The 15,696-nt window shown below is 74.6% G+C and carries 14 protein-coding genes and 1 pseudogene; 12 read left to right on the forward strand and 3 right to left on the reverse strand.

What is annotated here, in order from left to right; genetic code table 11:
* Positions 1-153: 153 nt before the first annotated feature.
* Positions 154-345, reverse strand: coding sequence for a 50S ribosomal protein L28 (gene rpmB, locus MCAG_RS22000; protein ID WP_007075181.1), 192 nt, complete (start codon positions 343-345; stop codon positions 154-156).
* A gap of 222 nt (positions 346-567) precedes the next feature.
* Here rpmB and MCAG_RS22005 point away from each other — a divergent pair.
* The 10 genes and pseudogenes from MCAG_RS22005 (at position 568) to mutM (ending at position 10,141) form a co-directional block, all read left to right on the forward strand.
* Positions 568-2,197, forward strand: a pseudogene (locus tag MCAG_RS22005) (DAK2 domain-containing protein).
* On the forward strand, positions 2,194-4,401 hold the full coding sequence (gene recG / locus MCAG_RS22010; RefSeq protein ID WP_007075184.1) for an ATP-dependent DNA helicase RecG: 2,208 nt from the start codon (positions 2,194-2,196) through the stop codon (positions 4,399-4,401). The pseudogene MCAG_RS22005 and the gene recG overlap by 4 nt, the downstream one beginning before the upstream one ends.
* Before the next feature lie 196 nt (positions 4,402-4,597).
* Positions 4,598-5,161 carry a 16S rRNA (guanine(966)-N(2))-methyltransferase RsmD gene (gene rsmD / locus MCAG_RS22015; protein ID WP_007075185.1) on the forward strand — a complete coding sequence of 188 codons (564 nt, stop codon included), beginning with the start codon at positions 4,598-4,600 and terminating at the stop codon, positions 5,159-5,161.
* Positions 5,158-5,646: a pantetheine-phosphate adenylyltransferase gene (coaD, locus tag MCAG_RS22020; protein WP_036374701.1), complete on the forward strand. Its 489-nt coding sequence runs from the start codon at positions 5,158-5,160 to the stop codon at positions 5,644-5,646. The genes rsmD and coaD overlap by 4 nt, the downstream gene beginning before the upstream one ends.
* 179 nt (positions 5,647-5,825) lie before the next feature.
* Positions 5,826-6,323, forward strand: coding sequence for a hypothetical protein (locus MCAG_RS22025; RefSeq protein ID WP_007075187.1), 498 nt, complete (start codon positions 5,826-5,828; stop codon positions 6,321-6,323).
* A 109-nt stretch (positions 6,324-6,432) separates the two neighbouring features.
* Complete coding sequence (locus tag MCAG_RS22030; RefSeq protein ID WP_036374703.1) at positions 6,433-6,996, forward strand: DUF177 domain-containing protein; 564 nt, start codon at positions 6,433-6,435, stop codon at positions 6,994-6,996.
* A 5-nt stretch (positions 6,997-7,001) separates the two neighbouring features.
* Positions 7,002-7,175: a 50S ribosomal protein L32 gene (gene rpmF / locus MCAG_RS22035; RefSeq protein ID WP_036374705.1), complete on the forward strand. Its 174-nt coding sequence runs from the start codon at positions 7,002-7,004 to the stop codon at positions 7,173-7,175.
* Positions 7,176-7,289: 114 nt separating this feature from the next.
* Positions 7,290-8,303: a fatty acid synthesis protein plsX gene (locus MCAG_RS22040; protein ID WP_007075190.1), complete on the forward strand. Its 1,014-nt coding sequence runs from the start codon at positions 7,290-7,292 to the stop codon at positions 8,301-8,303.
* 97 nt (positions 8,304-8,400) lie between these two features.
* The gene (gene rnc, locus MCAG_RS22045; protein ID WP_007075191.1) at positions 8,401-9,291 is read left to right on the forward strand and encodes a ribonuclease III; all 891 of its coding nucleotides are present in this window, start codon (positions 8,401-8,403) and stop codon (positions 9,289-9,291) included.
* Positions 9,284-10,141, forward strand: a complete 858-nt coding sequence (gene mutM / locus MCAG_RS22050; RefSeq protein ID WP_007075192.1) for a bifunctional DNA-formamidopyrimidine glycosylase/DNA-(apurinic or apyrimidinic site) lyase — start codon at positions 9,284-9,286, stop codon at positions 10,139-10,141. Before rnc ends, mutM begins: the two co-directional genes overlap by 8 nt.
* A 33-nt stretch (positions 10,142-10,174) precedes the next feature.
* Here mutM and MCAG_RS22055 read toward each other — a convergent pair whose 3' ends face one another.
* Positions 10,175-11,041, reverse strand: coding sequence for an endo alpha-1,4 polygalactosaminidase (locus MCAG_RS22055; protein WP_036377781.1), 867 nt, complete (start codon positions 11,039-11,041; stop codon positions 10,175-10,177).
* A gap of 266 nt (positions 11,042-11,307) precedes the next feature.
* Positions 11,308-12,660, reverse strand: coding sequence for a CAP domain-containing protein (locus MCAG_RS22060; RefSeq protein WP_007075194.1), 1,353 nt, complete (start codon positions 12,658-12,660; stop codon positions 11,308-11,310).
* Positions 12,661-13,018: 358 nt separating this feature from the next.
* On the opposite strand from MCAG_RS22060, the gene MCAG_RS22065 reads away from it, so the two are divergent.
* Together MCAG_RS22065 and smc are read left to right on the forward strand one after the other, a co-directional pair.
* The gene (locus tag MCAG_RS22065; RefSeq protein WP_036374707.1) at positions 13,019-13,213 is read left to right on the forward strand and encodes a hypothetical protein; all 195 of its coding nucleotides are present in this window, start codon (positions 13,019-13,021) and stop codon (positions 13,211-13,213) included.
* A gap of 311 nt (positions 13,214-13,524) precedes the next feature.
* Positions 13,525-15,696: chromosome segregation protein SMC (smc, locus tag MCAG_RS22070; protein WP_007075195.1), on the forward strand; the 2,172-nt coding region annotated here is incomplete at its 3' end.

Genomic DNA, 15,696 nt, shown 5'->3' on the forward strand with positions numbered 1-15,696 from the left:
CGTCCGGTGTTGATCGGCCGGTCGGACGGCGGCCGGCGACCGCCCGGCCGGGTCGGCAACCCGACGGTCCCGCGTCCGGCCGACACGACTAGCCGGCGGGCCCTCGGGGACCGCCGGCTAGTCGACGGCGATCTGGAGGTCGGCGCTACCGCGTCAGGCGCGGGTGACCTTGCCGGCCTTGATGCAGGAGGTGCAGACCTTCAACTTCTTGGTGGTGCCGCCACCGGCCGGGGTGCGCACCGACTGGATGTTCGGGTTCCAGCGGCGGTTGGTCCGCCGGTGCGAGTGGGACACGTTGTGGCCGAAGCCCGGCCCCTTGCCACAGACGTCGCACACGCTAGCCACGGGATACTCCTGGGATTGATACGTTCATGAGGTCGCCGCCAGGCGCAGCCCGGGCAACCTGGTCAGGTTACCCGATGGTTCCGCCGCCGCCCAACCGGGCCCCTGGTGACGCCGCGCCAGGCGGCGCGATGGCGGCGTTCCCGGCTCCCGCCGCCGCCACGTCGGCGACACCGTACCGTCGGCCCCGGGCGGGTGTCGGTGCGCGCCAGTAGGCTTTCCGACGTGCTGGACACCCTCGACGCCGCCGCGGTGCGCCGCTGGTGCGCGGGCGGGCTGGCCGCGCTGCGCCGGCACCAGGGCGAGATCGACGACCTCAACGTCTACCCGGTCCCCGACGGCGATACCGGCACCAACCTGGTGCTCACCCTCACCTCGGCCCAGCAGGCCCTCGCGCTGGACCTGGACACCCTGCCCGACGTCGGGCCCACCCCGCACGGGCACGCGCTGCGGCTGATGGCGCGCGGCGCGCTGCTGGGCGCCCGGGGCAACTCCGGCGTGATCCTGTCGCAGATCCTGCGCGCTCTCGCCGACACCCTGGCCGCCGTCCCGGTGGTGCGGGGCCGGCAGCTCGCCGCCGCGCTGGGCGACGCCGCCGCCGCCGCATACGCCGCCGTCGCCCAACCCGTCGAGGGCACCGTGCTCAGCGTGGTCGCGGCGGCGGCCCGCGCGGCCGGCTCGGCCGACAGCGACGACCTGCGCACCGTCGCCCGGGAGGCGGCCGGCGCGGCGGCCGAGGCGCTGGCCCGTACACCGGAGCAACTGCCGGCGCTCGCCCGCGCCGGCGTGGTCGACGCCGGCGGCCGGGGGCTCTGCCTGCTGCTCGACGCGCTGGTCGAGGTGGTCACCGGGGAGAGCCCCGCGGCCGGCCGCCCCCCGCGCCGCGCCCGGTCCGCCCGCCGCCGGTCACGGCGGGCCCGCGAGACCGGCTCCGAGGGAGTACGCCTACGAGGTGCAGTTCCCTGCTCGACGCCGACGCGGAGGCGGTTGGCCCGGATGCTGGCAGACCCTGGCCGGTCTCGGCGACTCGCTGGTGGTTGGTCGGTGACGGAGCCACCGACGGGGCGTCGGACACCTGGTAACGTGCACGTGCACGTCAACGACGTCGGCGCGGCGGTCGAGGCGGGGGTGGAGGCCGGCTTGGCCGTACCGGATCTCGGTGACCCGCTTCGCCGACGAGCGGGCCGAGCCGGCCGGCCGGCGCGACGGCCGGGCGGCCGTGGTGGTCGCCTCCGGCGCGGGCATCGCCGAGCTGTTCGCGGGAGAGGGGGCGACGGTGGTGCCCGGCAACCCATCCACCGGTGAGCTGCTCGACGCGATCCGGGCCACTTCGGCGGCCCGTGTGGTGGTGCTGCCCAACGACCCGAACACCCAGGCCGTCGCCAACGCCGCCGCGCGGGAGGCGCACGCGCTGGGGGTGCGGGTCAGCGTCGTGCCGACCCGGTCGCCGGTGCAGGCGCTGGCCGCGCTCGCCGTGCGCGACCCGCAGCGCCCCTTCGCCGACGACGTGATCGCGATGGCCGAGGCGGCGGGCGCCTGCCGGTACGCCGAGGTCTGCTGGGCCAGCCGCGAGGCGCTCACCGTCGCCGGCCCGTGCCGCCCCGGCGACGTGCTCGCCCTCGTCGAGGGCGAGGTGCACCTGATCGGCGTCGACCTCGCCGACACCTGCGCCGCCGTGGTCGACCGGATGCTCGGCGGCGGCGGCGAACTGGTCACCCTGCTCTCCGGCGCGGACGCCCCCGACGGGCTGGCCGACGCCGTCGCCGAGCACGTCGCCCGGCGCTGGCCGTTCGTGGAGGTACAGGCGTACCCGGGCGGCCAGCCGCACTATCCGCTCCTGGTGGGGGTCGAATGACGACGTCCGAGCCGGCCACGGTCGACACGCCGCTGAAGAAGCTGGTCGGGGAGAAGACGGCCAAGGCCCTGGCCGCCCACCTCGACCTGCACACCGCGGGCGACCTGATCTACCACTTCCCCCGCCGGTACGACGAGCGCGGCGAGCACACCGATATCCGCTCCCTCGACGTCGGCGAGCAGGTCACCGTCCTGGCGCAGGTGCGGCGCACCGACGTGCGGCCGATGCGCCAGCGCCGGGGCAAGCTGCTGGAGGTCACCGTCGGCGACGACTCCGGCGGCACGCTCACCTGCACCTTCTTCGGCAACCAGGCGTGGCGGGAGCGGGAGCTGCGCCCCGGCCGGTGGGGCCTGTTCGCCGGCAAGGTCACCGAGTTCCGGGGCAAGCGCCAGCTCAACGGCCCGGAATACGTGCTGCTTGGTGAGGGCGGCGACGGCGAGGCCGCCGCCAACGAGGAGGTCGAGGAGTTCGCCGGCGCGCTGATCCCGGTCTACCCGGCCGCTGCGGCCGTGCCGACCTGGGTGATCGCCCGCTGCGTGCGGGTGGTGCTGGACACCTTCACCCCGCCGGAGGACCCGCAGCCCGCCACGATCCGGGCCACCCGCAACCTGATCGGCATCGGCACGGCCCTGCGCGAGATCCACCGCCCGTCCAGCAAGGAGGCCCTGTACCGGGCCCGCCGCCGGCTCAAGTGGGACGAGGCGTTCGCCGTGCAGCTCACCCTCGTGCAGCGCAAGCACCGGGCGGCGGCCTGGCCGGCGCGGTCCCGGCCGCCGCGCGCCGGCGCTCTGCTCGACGCGTTCGACGCCCGGCTGCCGTACGAGCTGACCGGCGGCCAGCGGGCCGTCGGCGCGGAGATCGCCGCCGACCTGGCCACCGCCCATCCGATGCACCGGCTGTTGCAGGGCGAGGTCGGCTCCGGCAAGACGGTGGTGGCGCTGCGGGCGATGCTCCAGGTGGTCGACGCCGGGGGGCAGGCGGCGCTGCTCGCCCCGACGGAGGTGCTCGCCGCCCAGCACCACCGGGGCATCCTCGATCTGCTCGGCCCGCTCGCCCGGGGCGGGGAGCTGGGTGCCGCCGACGGGGCCACCTCGGTGGAGTTGGTCACCGGCTCGTTGGGCGCGGCGGCCCGCCGCCGGGCCCTCGCCGAGGTCGCCGCCGGCCGGGCCGGGATCGTGCTCGGCACCCACGCCCTGCTCTACGAGGGGGTCGATTTCGCCGACCTGGGGCTCGTCGTGGTCGACGAGCAGCACCGGTTCGGCGTAGAGCAGCGCGACGCGCTGCGCTCCAAGGCGGACCAGCCCCCGCACGTGCTGGTGATGACCGCGACGCCGATCCCCCGCACGGTGGCGATGACGGTGTACGGCGACCTGGAGGTCTCCACCCTGTCCCAGTTGCCGCAGGGCCGCTCGCCGATCGCCTCGCACGTGGTGCCGGCCGCCGAGAAGCCGGCGTTTCTCGACCGGGCCTGGCGTCGGCTGCGCGAGGAGGTCGCCGCCGGCCACCAGGCGTACGTGGTCTGCCCCCGGATCGGGGACCCGGGGGCCGGGTCGGAGGAGGAGCCGCCCCGGGAGGACGACAACGGCCGACGGCCCCCGCTCGCGGTGACCGAGGTCGCCCCGCTGCTCGCCGAGGGGCCGCTGCACGGGCTGCGGATCGGGATCCTGCACGGGCGGCTGCCCGCCGACGAGAAGGACGCGGTGATGCGCGCGTTCGCCGACGGCGAGCTGGACGTGCTGGTCGCCACGACGGTCGTCGAGGTAGGCGTCAACGTGCCCAACGCCACCGTGATGATCGTGCTGGACGCCGACCGGTTCGGGGTCTCCCAGCTGCACCAGCTACGCGGCCGGGTCGGCCGGGGCTCGGCGGCCGGGCTCTGCCTGCTGGTCACCGAGGCGGCCGAGGGCTCGTCGGCCCGGGAACGCCTCGACGCGGTGGCCTCCACCACGGACGGCTTCAAGCTCGCGGAGCTGGATCTGGAGCAGCGCCGCGAGGGCGACGTGCTCGGGGCGACCCAGTCCGGCCGGCGCTCGCACCTGCGGCTGCTGTCGCTGCTGCGCGACACCGACCTGATTCGTGACGCCCGCGCCGAGGCGATCGCGCTGGTCGACGAGGATCCGGAGCTGGAGCGGTATCCGGCGTTGGCCGCCTCGGTGGCCGCCCTGGTCGACTCCGAGCGCGCGGAGTACCTGGAGAAGGGCTGACCTGCTACGGCGCGGAAGGAGCGACCTCCGGGCCGGCGCGATGAGGCATCCCTAAAGGGTGATGTTATCGATTTGAGATCATTGATGTACAGAAGGTGATCATGCGAGGACTCCGACGCCACGCGACGCCGGTGCCGCCCGCCCGGGTGCCGGCCCCGGCGTCGCGTAGCGTCGGGGGCATGAGCAGGAGCAGGCGGTGACCCGGATCGTGGCCGGGACGCTCGGCGGTCGGCGCCTCGCCGCGCCGCCCGGCGCCGGCACCCGACCCACCTCCGACCGGGTCCGGGAGGCGCTGTTCAGCGCGGTGCAGGCCGACGTCGACCTGGCCGGGGCACGCTTCGCCGACCTGTACGCCGGGTCGGGCGCTGTCGGCCTGGAGGCGCTGTCGCGGGGGGCGGCGCACGTGCTGCTGGTCGAGTCCGACCCGCGCGCCGCCCGGGTGGTGCGGGAGAACATCGCCGCGCTGCGGGCCGCCCCGGCCGCCCGGCTGGTCACCGGGAAGGTCGCCACGGTGCTGGCGGCCGGCCCGGACGGCGGGCCGTACGACGTGGTCTTCGCCGACCCGCCGTACGCCGTACCCGATGCCGACGTCACCGCGATGCTGGCCGCGCTGGTCGACCGCGGCTGGCTGGCGACGGACGCCCTCGTGGTGGTCGAGCGCTCCAGCCGGACCGGCCCGGTCGGCTGGGTGGAGGGCGTCACGGCCGAGCGCAGCCGGCGCTACGGCGAAACCACGCTTTGGTACGGTCGCCGATCATGAGACGTGCGGTGTGTCCCGGCTCGTTCGACCCGGTCACCAATGGACACCTCGACATCATCGGGCGGGCCGCCCGGCTCTTCGACGAGGTGATCGTCGGCGTGCTGGTGAACCAGTCGAAGAGCGGCCTGTTCACCGTCGAGGAACGGATCGACATGCTCCGCGAGGTGACCGCCTCGTACGACAACGTGCGGGTCGCGTCCTTCCGCGGCCTGCTGGTCGACTTCTGCCGGGCGCACCGGGCCAGCGTCCTGATCAAGGGCCTGCGGGCGGTCAGCGACTTCGACTACGAGCTCCAGATGGCCCAGATGAACATCGGCCTGGCCGGGGTCGAGACGCTGTTCATGCCGACCAACCCGCTCTACTCCTTCCTCTCCTCCAGCCTGGTGAAGGACGTGGCGAAGTGGGGCGGCGACGTTTCCGCCCACGTGCCCGACCTGGTCCGCGAGGCCCTCCAGGTCCGTCTCGGCCCGCCTCCGCTGGCCTGACCGGCCGCCTCCGCTCCCCTGACCGGTGGCATCCGGCTCCCCTGACCGGCCGCGACACGACGCGCCGGGTGGGGTGGATCGGCGGCGGTGGCCGGGGCGCGACATGATGGGTCGAGCGGGAACCCGGCCGTAGCCCGCATCATGTAGCTCGGCCGACGAACGACAGGAGTGAGGTACCGGTGGACCCGCTCGATCGCATCGACGAACTGATCGCCATGGTGGAGCAGGCCCGCTCCGTCCCGATGTCGCGGAACAACTGCATGGTCGACCGGGGCGAGATGATCGCCGCCCTCGACGAGCTGCGCGCCGACCTCCCCGCCGACCTGCGCCGGGCGGCGGCCCTGCTGGGGGAACGGGACAAGATCATGGAGGCCGGCAAGCGGGAGGCCGATCGGATCATCAGCGAGGGTGAGGCGGAACACGCCCGCCTGGTGTCGGTGAACGAGATCACGGTCTCCGCCGAGCACGAGGGTGCCCGGATCATCGCCGAGGCCCGGGCCGAGGCGCAGCGGCTGCGTGAGGAGGTCGACGACTACGTCGACACCGCGCTGGCCAACTTCGAGCAGTTCCTTACGCGGGCCCTCGCCTCGATCGAGCGCGGCCGGGACAAGATGCACGCGCTGCGTGAGATCGGCACCTTCGGTGGGGACGAGGCCGATCGCCCGCTACCCTTCTGAGCGGCACCTCAGCAGCCGACAGGCGGGGCGGGCGTCGCCCCCGGTTCGACGGTCCGGCGGTCGTCCAGGTAACCTTTTTTGTCGGCCTCTCACCGGCCGGAGTCTGACTATGCCCAAACACTCGCCTTCATCACTCAACCCCAGGGCGCCGCTGGTCCTCGACACGAGGGACCTGCCGCGTCGCCCTGGCGCGTTGCGTACGCATCGGCGGGTCGTCCCGGCACCGAAGGACCTCGGCGTGGAGTTGATCGGCGTGCCGGAGGGCGCGGACCTCGACCTCGATCTGAGGTTGGAGTCGGTGTCCGAGGGCGTGCTCGTCTCCGGGACCGTCAGCGGTCCCGTCAAGGGCGAGTGTGGGCGTTGCCTGCGTGAGATCAACCACTCGGTGGTCGTGCCCGTCCAGGAGCTGTACGCGTACGAGAACAGCACCACGGACGCCACGACCGACGAGGACGAGGTGGGCCGGATGCAGGACGATCTGATCGACCTGGAGCCGGCGCTGCGGGACGCGGTGGTGCTCACGCTGCCGACCAACCCGCTCTGCCGGGAGGACTGCCCAGGGTTGTGCCCCGAGTGCGGGGTGCACTGGGACGATCTGCCGGCCGACCACAGTCACCAGCAGATCGACCCGCGTTGGGCGGGCCTGTCGCAACTGAACCGTACAGAGGAGTAGGAACCGTGGCCGTCCCGAAGCGCAAGATGTCGCGCAGCAACACCCGGTCCCGCCGGGCGAACTGGAAGGCGGCCGTGGTGGCGACCATGGCCTGCCCGCAGTGCAAGTCCCCGAAGCTGCCGCACGCCGCGTGCTCCGTCTGTGGCACGTACAACGGCCGCCAGGTTCTCGAGGTCTGACCTGGACGCCGAGTGACGCCCCCGACCCCCGGTCGGGTGGCGCGCGCATCCTGGCGATCGCCCGGTGCCCCGGCTCCCGCCGTCGCCGGCCGGCCCGTTCCGGCCGGCGTCCCGGTGGAGCCGGGCACCGCGCGGATCGCCGTTGACCTCCTCGGCGGGGACGATGCTCCCGCCGTCGTGGTTGACGGCGCTCTGCGGGCCATGCGCGCCGACCCGGACCTGCACCTCCTGCTCGTCGGCCCCGCCGAGGTCGCCGACGAGCTGATCGGTGCCCTCGACCCGGTGCAACGGGCCCGGGTCACGGTCCGGCCGGTGCGTGCCGCCGTCGGCATGGCCGACCACCCCGTCGCCGCCCGCGCCGACAGCACCGTACGCACCGCCGTCGCCGCCGTCCGCGACGGCATCGCCGACGCGATGGTCTCCGCCGGCTCCACCGGCGCGACCGTCACCGCGGCGGCCCTCGGCCTCGGCCGCTGGCCGCATGTGCGCCGGCCGGCCCTGGTGGCGACCCTGCCGGCGGTCGCCGGGCCGGTGGTGCTGCTCGACGTCGGCGGCTCCCTGGAGCCAGGCCCCGCCACCCTCGTGCGGCACGCCGTGCTCGGTGCGGCCTACGCGGCCGTCGCGCACGCGGTGATCGAGCCACGGGTCGGGCTGCTGTCGGTGGGCACGGAGGCAGGCAAGGGGGACCGGCTGCGCCGCAGCGCAGACCCGGTGCTCGCCGCCGCGCCGCTGCCCTGCGCCGCGCGCTACGTCGGCCTCGTCGAGGGCTACGACATCGCTTCCGGCCTGCGTGCCGACGTGGTGGTCACCGACGGCTTCACCGGCAACGTGCTGCTCAAGGCGATCGAGGGCGCTTACGCGATGGCCGGCGGGCCCCCGCCCGGCGGCGGCGCTCCCCGGGCCGCCGCCCTGCTCGGGGTGGCCGGCACGGTGGTGGTCTGCCACGGCGCCGCCCGAGGCGAGGACGTCGCCTCCGGCATCGCGCTGGCCGCCCACCTGCGGCGTCGGCGGGCCACCGACGCCGTCTCCGTGCTGCTCGGCGTCCCGGGCGCAGGGGTGGCCCCGCAGACCTCGGCGAAGCCCGGTGACCACACCGAACGCACCACCGACACCGAGGTGAGCCTGTGATCGCCCGTCCCGTCCCGACCGGCCGCGTCGACGCGCCGGCGCCGGCGAGCGTGCCCGGCGCGGGCCGCCCGGTCGTGAACCGAGAGGTAACCGCATCATGACCATCGACAAGCGGCGGCGTGCGCCCATCGGTCACCTGGAGGCCGCGTTCGGGGTTTCGCTGGACCCGGAGCTGCTGGAGCGGGCGCTGACCCACCGCTCGTACGCGTACGAGAACGGCGGTCTGCCCACGAACGAGCGGCTGGAGTTCCTCGGCGACTCGGTGCTCGGCGTGGTGATCACCACCGCGCTGTTCCACAACCATCCCGACCTGCCCGAGGGCCAGCTCGCCAAACTACGGGCGAGCGTGGTCAACATGCGGGCGCTCGCCGACGTCGCGCGGGGCCTGGGCCCGGACGGGCTCGGCGCGTACCTGCTGCTGGGCAAGGGCGAGGAGAGCACCGGCGGCCGGGACAAGGCGAGTATCCTCGCCGACACCCTGGAGGCCCTGCTCGGTGCGATCTACCTCCAGTACGGCCTGGACACCGCCGCGATCGTGATCCACCGGCTGTTCGACCCGCTGATGGCCGAGTCGGCCGGGCGGGGCGCCGCGCTGGACTGGAAGACCAGCCTCCAGGAGCTGACCGCCGCCCTCGGGCTGGGCGTCCCCGAGTACCGCATCGAGGGCACCGGGCCGGACCACCTCAAGACGTTCACCGCCTGGGTGGTGGTCGCCGGGAACCGGTACGGCGGGGCGGAGGGGCGCAGCAAGAAGGAGGCCGAGCAGCGGGCCGCCGAGTCGGCCTGGCGGGAGCTGACCGAGCAGGCCGAGCGGGATCGGGCCGCGCGGGCGAAGCAGATGCAGGCCGAGCAGGAGCAGGCCGCTGTCGACGGAACGCCCGGCCCGGCCCGGCCGGGCCCAGCTGACGGCGGCGGCCTGGTGAACGGGGCGGCCCTGGCCGCCGCCGACAGTGGCCGGGCGGACACCGGCGAGGCGGGCCGTGCCTGAGCTTCCCGAGGTCGAGACGGTCCGGCAGGGCCTGGCCCAGTGGGTCACCGGCCGCCGGATCGCCGGCGTCGAGGTGCGCCATCCCCGGGCGATCCGCCGGCACCTGGCCGGCCCGGCGCACTTCGCCGACGTGCTCGCCGGGCGGACGGTGCGCGACGTGCGGCGGCGCGGCAAGTACCTCTGGCTGCCGCTGAACAGCGGCGACGCGATCGTCGGCCACCTCGGCATGTCCGGCCAACTGCTGCTCCAGCCGGCCACAGCGGCGGACGAGCTGCACCTGCGGGTCCGGTTCCGGTTCGCCGACGACGGCCCCGAGCTGCGTTTCGTGGACCAGCGTACGTTCGGCGGGCTGGCCGTCTCCGCCGGCGGGGCCGAGCTGCCGCCCGAGATCGCGCACATCGCCCGGGACCCGATGGACCCGGGGTTCTCCGACGGCGCATTCGTCGCGGCCCTGCTGCGGCGGCGTACGGAGGTGAAGCGGGCGCTGCTCGACCAGACCCTCGTCTCCGGGATCGGCAACATCTACGCCGACGAGGCGCTGTGGCGGGCGAAGCTGCACGGTGCCCAGCCCACCGACCAGCTCACCGCGCCGGCCGCGCAGCGGCTGATCGGCCACGTCCGGGACGTCCTCGGCGAAGCGGTCAAGGAGGGCGGCACCAGCTTCGACGCCCTCTACGTCAACGTCAACGGCGAGAGCGGCTACTTCGACCGCGCGCTCAACGCGTACGGGCGGGAGGGCGAGCCGTGCCGGCGGTGCGGCACGCCGCTGCGCCGGGAGGCGTTCATGAACCGCTCCTCGTACAGTTGTCCCCGCTGCCAGCCCCGGCCCCGGGCTGCCCTGCGGGGCTGACCAACGCTGGCCGGGCGGCACCGGCGCGTCCGCTCAGCGGCCGGTGCCGCCCGATCCGGGGGCGTCCGGGCAGGCGTCCCGCCACGCGTCCAGTTCGCGCCGCTTCTGAATGGAAGCGAAGCCGTACCCGAGGGTGGTCACGCAGAACTCGTCGGGGTCGCCCGCGTACTCGACGTGGAACACCGGCTTGCGGGCGTCGGCGAACGGCAGCAGCTTCGCGCATTCGCGCAGCCGGACGCACTCCTCGTTGACGGCGAAGTCGAAGTCCGGCGCGAGCGCGGCCACCTGCGGCACGTTACCGAGCAGGCCGGGGGACAGGTCCAGCGAGCGGGCCAGGGCGGCGACCCGCCGGTTGAACCGCAGCTGGTCGTCGAACTCCAGGGGGAAGCCGGAGAGGTGGGCGTACCCGTCGGCGTCGGCGAGGGCGACCGCGCCGAAGCCCTTGCCCCGGCACAGCCGGAGTCGGTCGGCCAGGATCGGCGCCAACACCTCCCACCGCCGCACGTCCACCCACCGGGTGCCGGGCCGCCGGCCGGCCGCGCCGCGCACCGCCGCCGGGTACCGGTCCGCGTCCGGGTCCGTCCGCGCGTACGCGCCGACGCCGACCTGACAGACCAGCCGGCGGTCCCGGGCGCGCAGCGCCGCGGCCTCGGTGCTGGTGGTACGCACAGGGTCGAGCAGGAACACGTCCGCCTCGATCGTGCTGTCGAGCGGGCCGGTGAGCTGCCACTGCCAGCGCCAGTGCCGGGCCTCCCCGGCCGGCCAGGGGGTTGGCGCGTCAGGCCGGGCCAACTCGGCCCGGCAACCGTACGCCGTCGTCAGCAGCGCCAGCGCGACGAGTGAGCGCAGCAGCCTGCCCGACGCGCGCCCGAAGCCGGGCGACGGCAGCCGGATCCGCATCGGCAACTCCCGGGTCGCGGGCGGCACCCGGCCGCCCGGAACGGGTGCGTCGCCCAGACGCCCGACGCGGACCAGCCGCCCGGCCTCCCCAGGGCGGATACGCCGCCCCGGGCACCGCCTCGGCGCACCTCACCGGGTGAAACGAGCGGGACCCCGGGACGACTCGCCTGCCCCGCCCCGGGGTCCCGCCCCGGTCCGGGGCCCCACCCCCCGGGGCCCCGCCGTGGTCCGGGGCCCCACCCCCCGGGGCCCCGCCGTGGTCCGGGTCAGCGCGGGGTGCCGAAGTCCTGCGTCCAGTACGGCCCGTTGCTGCTGGCGATGCCGACGCCGATCTCGGTGAAGGAGCAGTTCAGGATGTTGGCCCGGTGTCCCGGGCTGTTCATCCAGGCGTCCATCACCGCGGCCGGGGTCTGCTGGTTCCACGCGACGTTCTCGCCGTACGCGCGCCAGGCGTAGCCGACCCGTCCGAGCCGGTCGCCGACGTCGCTGCCGTCGCTGCCGTCGTGCGACATCTTCCGGTTGTCGGCCTGGTCCTGGCTGTGCGCCTGGGCCGCCGCCATCAGCTTGTCGTCGATCTTCAGTGCGCCGCATCCGGCCTTGGCCCGTTCCGCGTTGACCAGGTTGACGACCTCCCGCGCCTGGGCGCTCACGCCCGGTGCGGCGGCGGCCCGGGGCGTGGCGGGGGCGATGCTGCGCTGGCTGTTCCGCGACGCGGTGGCTGACTGGCTGGGCTTCGGGGTCGGCTTGGCGGTCCGGCTCGGCGAGGGTGACGGACTGGCGCTCGTCGGCGAGGCGCTCGGCGAGGGCGAGGTCAGTGGGCTGGCCGGCGTCGAGGGGGTCGGGTCGGCGGGCGCGGCGACCGGGACGTCGGCCGCGGCCGGGTCGGTCCGTGGGACATCCCCGCCGGGCAGTACGAGGGCACCGACGCCGAGGCTGACCACCAGGGTGGCCGCCGCAGCGGCCCCACCGATCAGTAGCGGGCGCGGGAGCCGACGGGCTGGCCGGTGCCGCCCCTCGCCGTCGCCTGGGGCGTTGCCGCCGCGCCGCGCCGCGAGGTCGACCGGCCGCCCGGCCGCCGGCGTCGCCCCGCCGACGACCGAAAGCGCCCGGGTGTGTTCCGCCGCCGGCGCGTCTACCGCTGGCGTGTCTGCTGCCGGCGCGTCTACCGCTGGCGCGTGTGCTGCCGGCGCGTCTGCCGCCGGCCAGGGGGCCGGCCCGTCGACGCCGGCCTCCGGCACCCACTGCCCGGTCGGCTGGTCGTGCCAGGGCTCGCCCCCGGGCCACCAGCCGCCTGTGTTCTCGGCGGGCCAGGAAGCGTCGTCCATCCGCCACTGCCCGGTCGGCTGTTCGGACGGCTGCCACTGTCCGGTCGGCTGGTGCGCCGGCTGCTCCTGCCCGTGGGGCTGGTCCGCCCACGGGCGGCCGACCGGCTCCGGCCGGGACCGGTCGGTGTGCCATTGGTCACTTGGCTGATCCGGTTCGTCCCCGAACAGGTAGGCCGACCTCGGCCCAGGGCGGTCGGTCAGCCAGGCCGGCTCGTCGGCCGGGGGCTCCGGGCGCCACCGTGAGCCCTCCGGGTCGTTCGGGTCGGTCCAGCCGTACACGCCTGTCGCCTCCATCGGTCGGTTGCGGGCCGGGGTGACCGTACGGGCGCGGTGCTAGCTGCGGCAACGTGGCTAAGAAAGAGTTAAGACGAAAGCGGTTCGCGTGGGGTGAGTTCCGTCGTTCCCGGGCGTACAGTTAACGAGTCCGGACAGAGCGTGTCCGTGCCTTTGTGGCAGCCCCCCGACAAGTGGCTCGGCCGACGCGAAGATGATCTACGGCCTGCGGTAACTTGACGAATGAGGGGTTGTCGGCTCAATATGTAGGTGTCGCCAGTCGCGCCCGGTCATGCCCAGAATCGCTGGGAATGACAGCCGCGAACGAGTGGGCGCGCGTTGGTCCGGCCTTTCCGGCAGCGCATATCAAGGAGTCAGCATGGCGAAGGCCCTCTACGGCCACGTAGGTGCAGCGCCCGATCGGCGTCTGCTCGACGAGGTCACCCGACTGCGGTCCAGGGTTCAGGCACTGGAGTTCGAGATCACGCGCCTGCGCGCCGAGAACGATCGGCTCGCGGCGGCTGCGGCGGAGGCGGACGACCTCCTCCGTCTGGCCGAGCCCGCACTGACCTGATCTCCGGTTGGTCCGACAACTGAATCGCACCACGCAAAATCGCGCGCCGACACTTACTGTGCCGGCGCGCTGCCATGTCCGGACCATTTCTCCGTCCCCATTCTCTGATCTTGGATAATTGATCAAGGTTCGGCCGCGGCGATTGTCCGATCCGTACCGGGAAACCCGGTACGCAGGTCGCGGAACCGGCCGTCGACGTCGCCCCGGGGCGGGTCGCGTGCCCGAGCCCCGGCGGCACCGGGTTAGTCTGCGGGTTCACCAGGTCCGCGCAGCCCACGGCGCTTGGCGGCCACCGGACGAGGATCGAGAAGGTGTATCTCAAGAGCCTGACGGTGAAGGGGTTCAAGTCCTTCGCCTCCGCGACGACGTTGAAGCTGGAGCCCGGGATCACCTGCGTGGTCGGCCCGAACGGCTCCGGCAAGTCCAACGTCGTCGACGCCATCGCCTGGGTGCTCGGCGAGCAGGGTGCCAAGGCGCTGCGCGGCGGCAAGATGGAGGACGTCATCTTCGCCGGCACCGCCGGGCGGGCCCCGCTGGGTCGGGCCGAGGTCACCCTCACCATCGACAACACCGACGGCGCGCTGCCCATCGAGTACACCGAGGTCTCCATCACCCGCCGGATGTTCCGCTCCGGCGAGAGCGAGTACGAGATCAACGGCGACTCCTGCCGCCTGCTCGACATCCAGGAGTTGCTGTCGGACTCCGGCATCGGCCGAGAGATGCACATCATCGTCGGTCAGGGCCGCCTCGACGGGATGCTGCACGCCAAGCCGGAGGACCGGCGGGCGTTCATCGAGGAGGCGGCCGGCGTCCTCAAGCACCGCAAGCGCAAGGAGAAGGCGCTGCGGAAGCTCGACGCGATGCAGACGAATCTCAACCGGCTCACCGACCTCACCGCCGAGCTGCGCCGCCAGCTCAAGCCGCTGGGCCGGCAGGCCGAGGTGGCCCGGCGGGCCGCCGCGATCCAGGCCAATCTGCGCGACGCCCGGCTGCGGCTGCTCGCCGACGACCTGCACACCCTGCGCGCCACCCTCAACCGGGAGATCGCCGACGAGAGCGCCGCGCGTGAGCGACGCCAGGAGGTCGAGGCGGAGCACTCCGAGGTGCAGGCCCGGCTCGGCGAGCTGGAGGCCGCCCTCGCCGAGGACGCCCCGCTGCTCGCCGCCGCCCAGGACACCTGGTACCGGCTCTCGGCCCTCTCCGAGCGGTTCCGCTCCGTCGAGCAGCTCGCCCGCGAGCGGCTGCGCCACCTCACCGCCACGCCCGACGACGAGCGCCCCGGCCGCGACCCCGACCAGCTGGAGGCCGAGGCGGAGCGGGTCCGCGAGCAGGAGGAGGAGCTGCGCGGCGCGCTCACCGACGACCAGATCCGCCTCGCCGAGGCCGTCGAGCGGCGACAGGAGCTGGAACGCCAGCTCGCCGCCGCCGAGCGGGAGCTGGTCGCCGCCGCAAAGGCGATCGCCGACAGACGGGAGGGGCTGGCCCGGCTCACCGGCCAGGTCAACTCGGCCCGCGCCCGCACGACGAGCGCCGGGGAGGAGATCGAACGGCTCGCCGCCGCGCACGCCGACGCCCTGGCCCGCGCCGAGCAGGCGCAGGCCGACCTGGACGCGGTCGCCGAGCAGTCCACGGAGGCCGACCGGGACAACGCCGACCTCGACGACCGGCACGCCGAGGCCGTCGCCGTCCAGGAGCGCGCGCAGGCCGCCGCGCGCCTCCTCGCCGACGCGGAACGGGCCGCCGAGAAGGACGCCGCCACGCAGAAGGCCCGCGAAGAGGCGCTCGCCATCGGCCTGCGCCGCAAGGACGGCGCGGGCGCGCTGCTGGCCCGCGCCGGCGAGGTGCCGGGCCTGCTCGGCAGTCTCGCCGGGCTGCTCACCGTCGCCCCGGGCCACTCCGCGGCCCTCGCTGCCGCGCTCGGCGGGCTCGCCGACGCGGTCGCGGTCACCGGCGTCGACGAGGCCGTCGAGGCGATGCGGCTGCTCAAGATCTCCGACGCTGGGCGGGCGGGCCTGCTCGTCGGCAGCCCCGCCGGGCCGGGCATGACCGGGCCGGCCGACGCCCTGCGCCCGGAGCTGCCTGCCCACGCCCGCTGGGCCCCCGACCTGGTCGAGTGCTGCGCCGAACTCCGTCCCGCCGTGCACCGGGCGCTGCGCGACGTGGTCCTCGTCGACGACCTCGCCGCCGCCGCCGAGCTGGTCGCCGGCAACCCGGAGCTGCGCGCGGTGACCCCGGACGGCGACGTCGTCGGGGCGTACGCGGCGGCCGGCGGGTCGGCGAAGGCACCCAGCTTCATCGAGGTGCAGGCCGCCGTCGAGGAGGCCCGGGCCAACCGGCTCGCCGCCGAGCGCGCCGCCGCCGAACTGCGCGACCAGCTCGTCGAGGCGCGCGCCGAGGTGGCCGCCGCCAAGGAGGCCGTGCAGCACGCCGCCGCCGCGAAGCGGGAGGCCGAGAGCCACCGCAACGCCGCCGCCCGCCGACTC

The sequence above is a fragment of the Micromonospora sp. ATCC 39149 genome, from assembly GCF_000158815.1.
In the GTDB taxonomy this organism is placed as follows: domain Bacteria; phylum Actinomycetota; class Actinomycetes; order Mycobacteriales; family Micromonosporaceae; genus Micromonospora.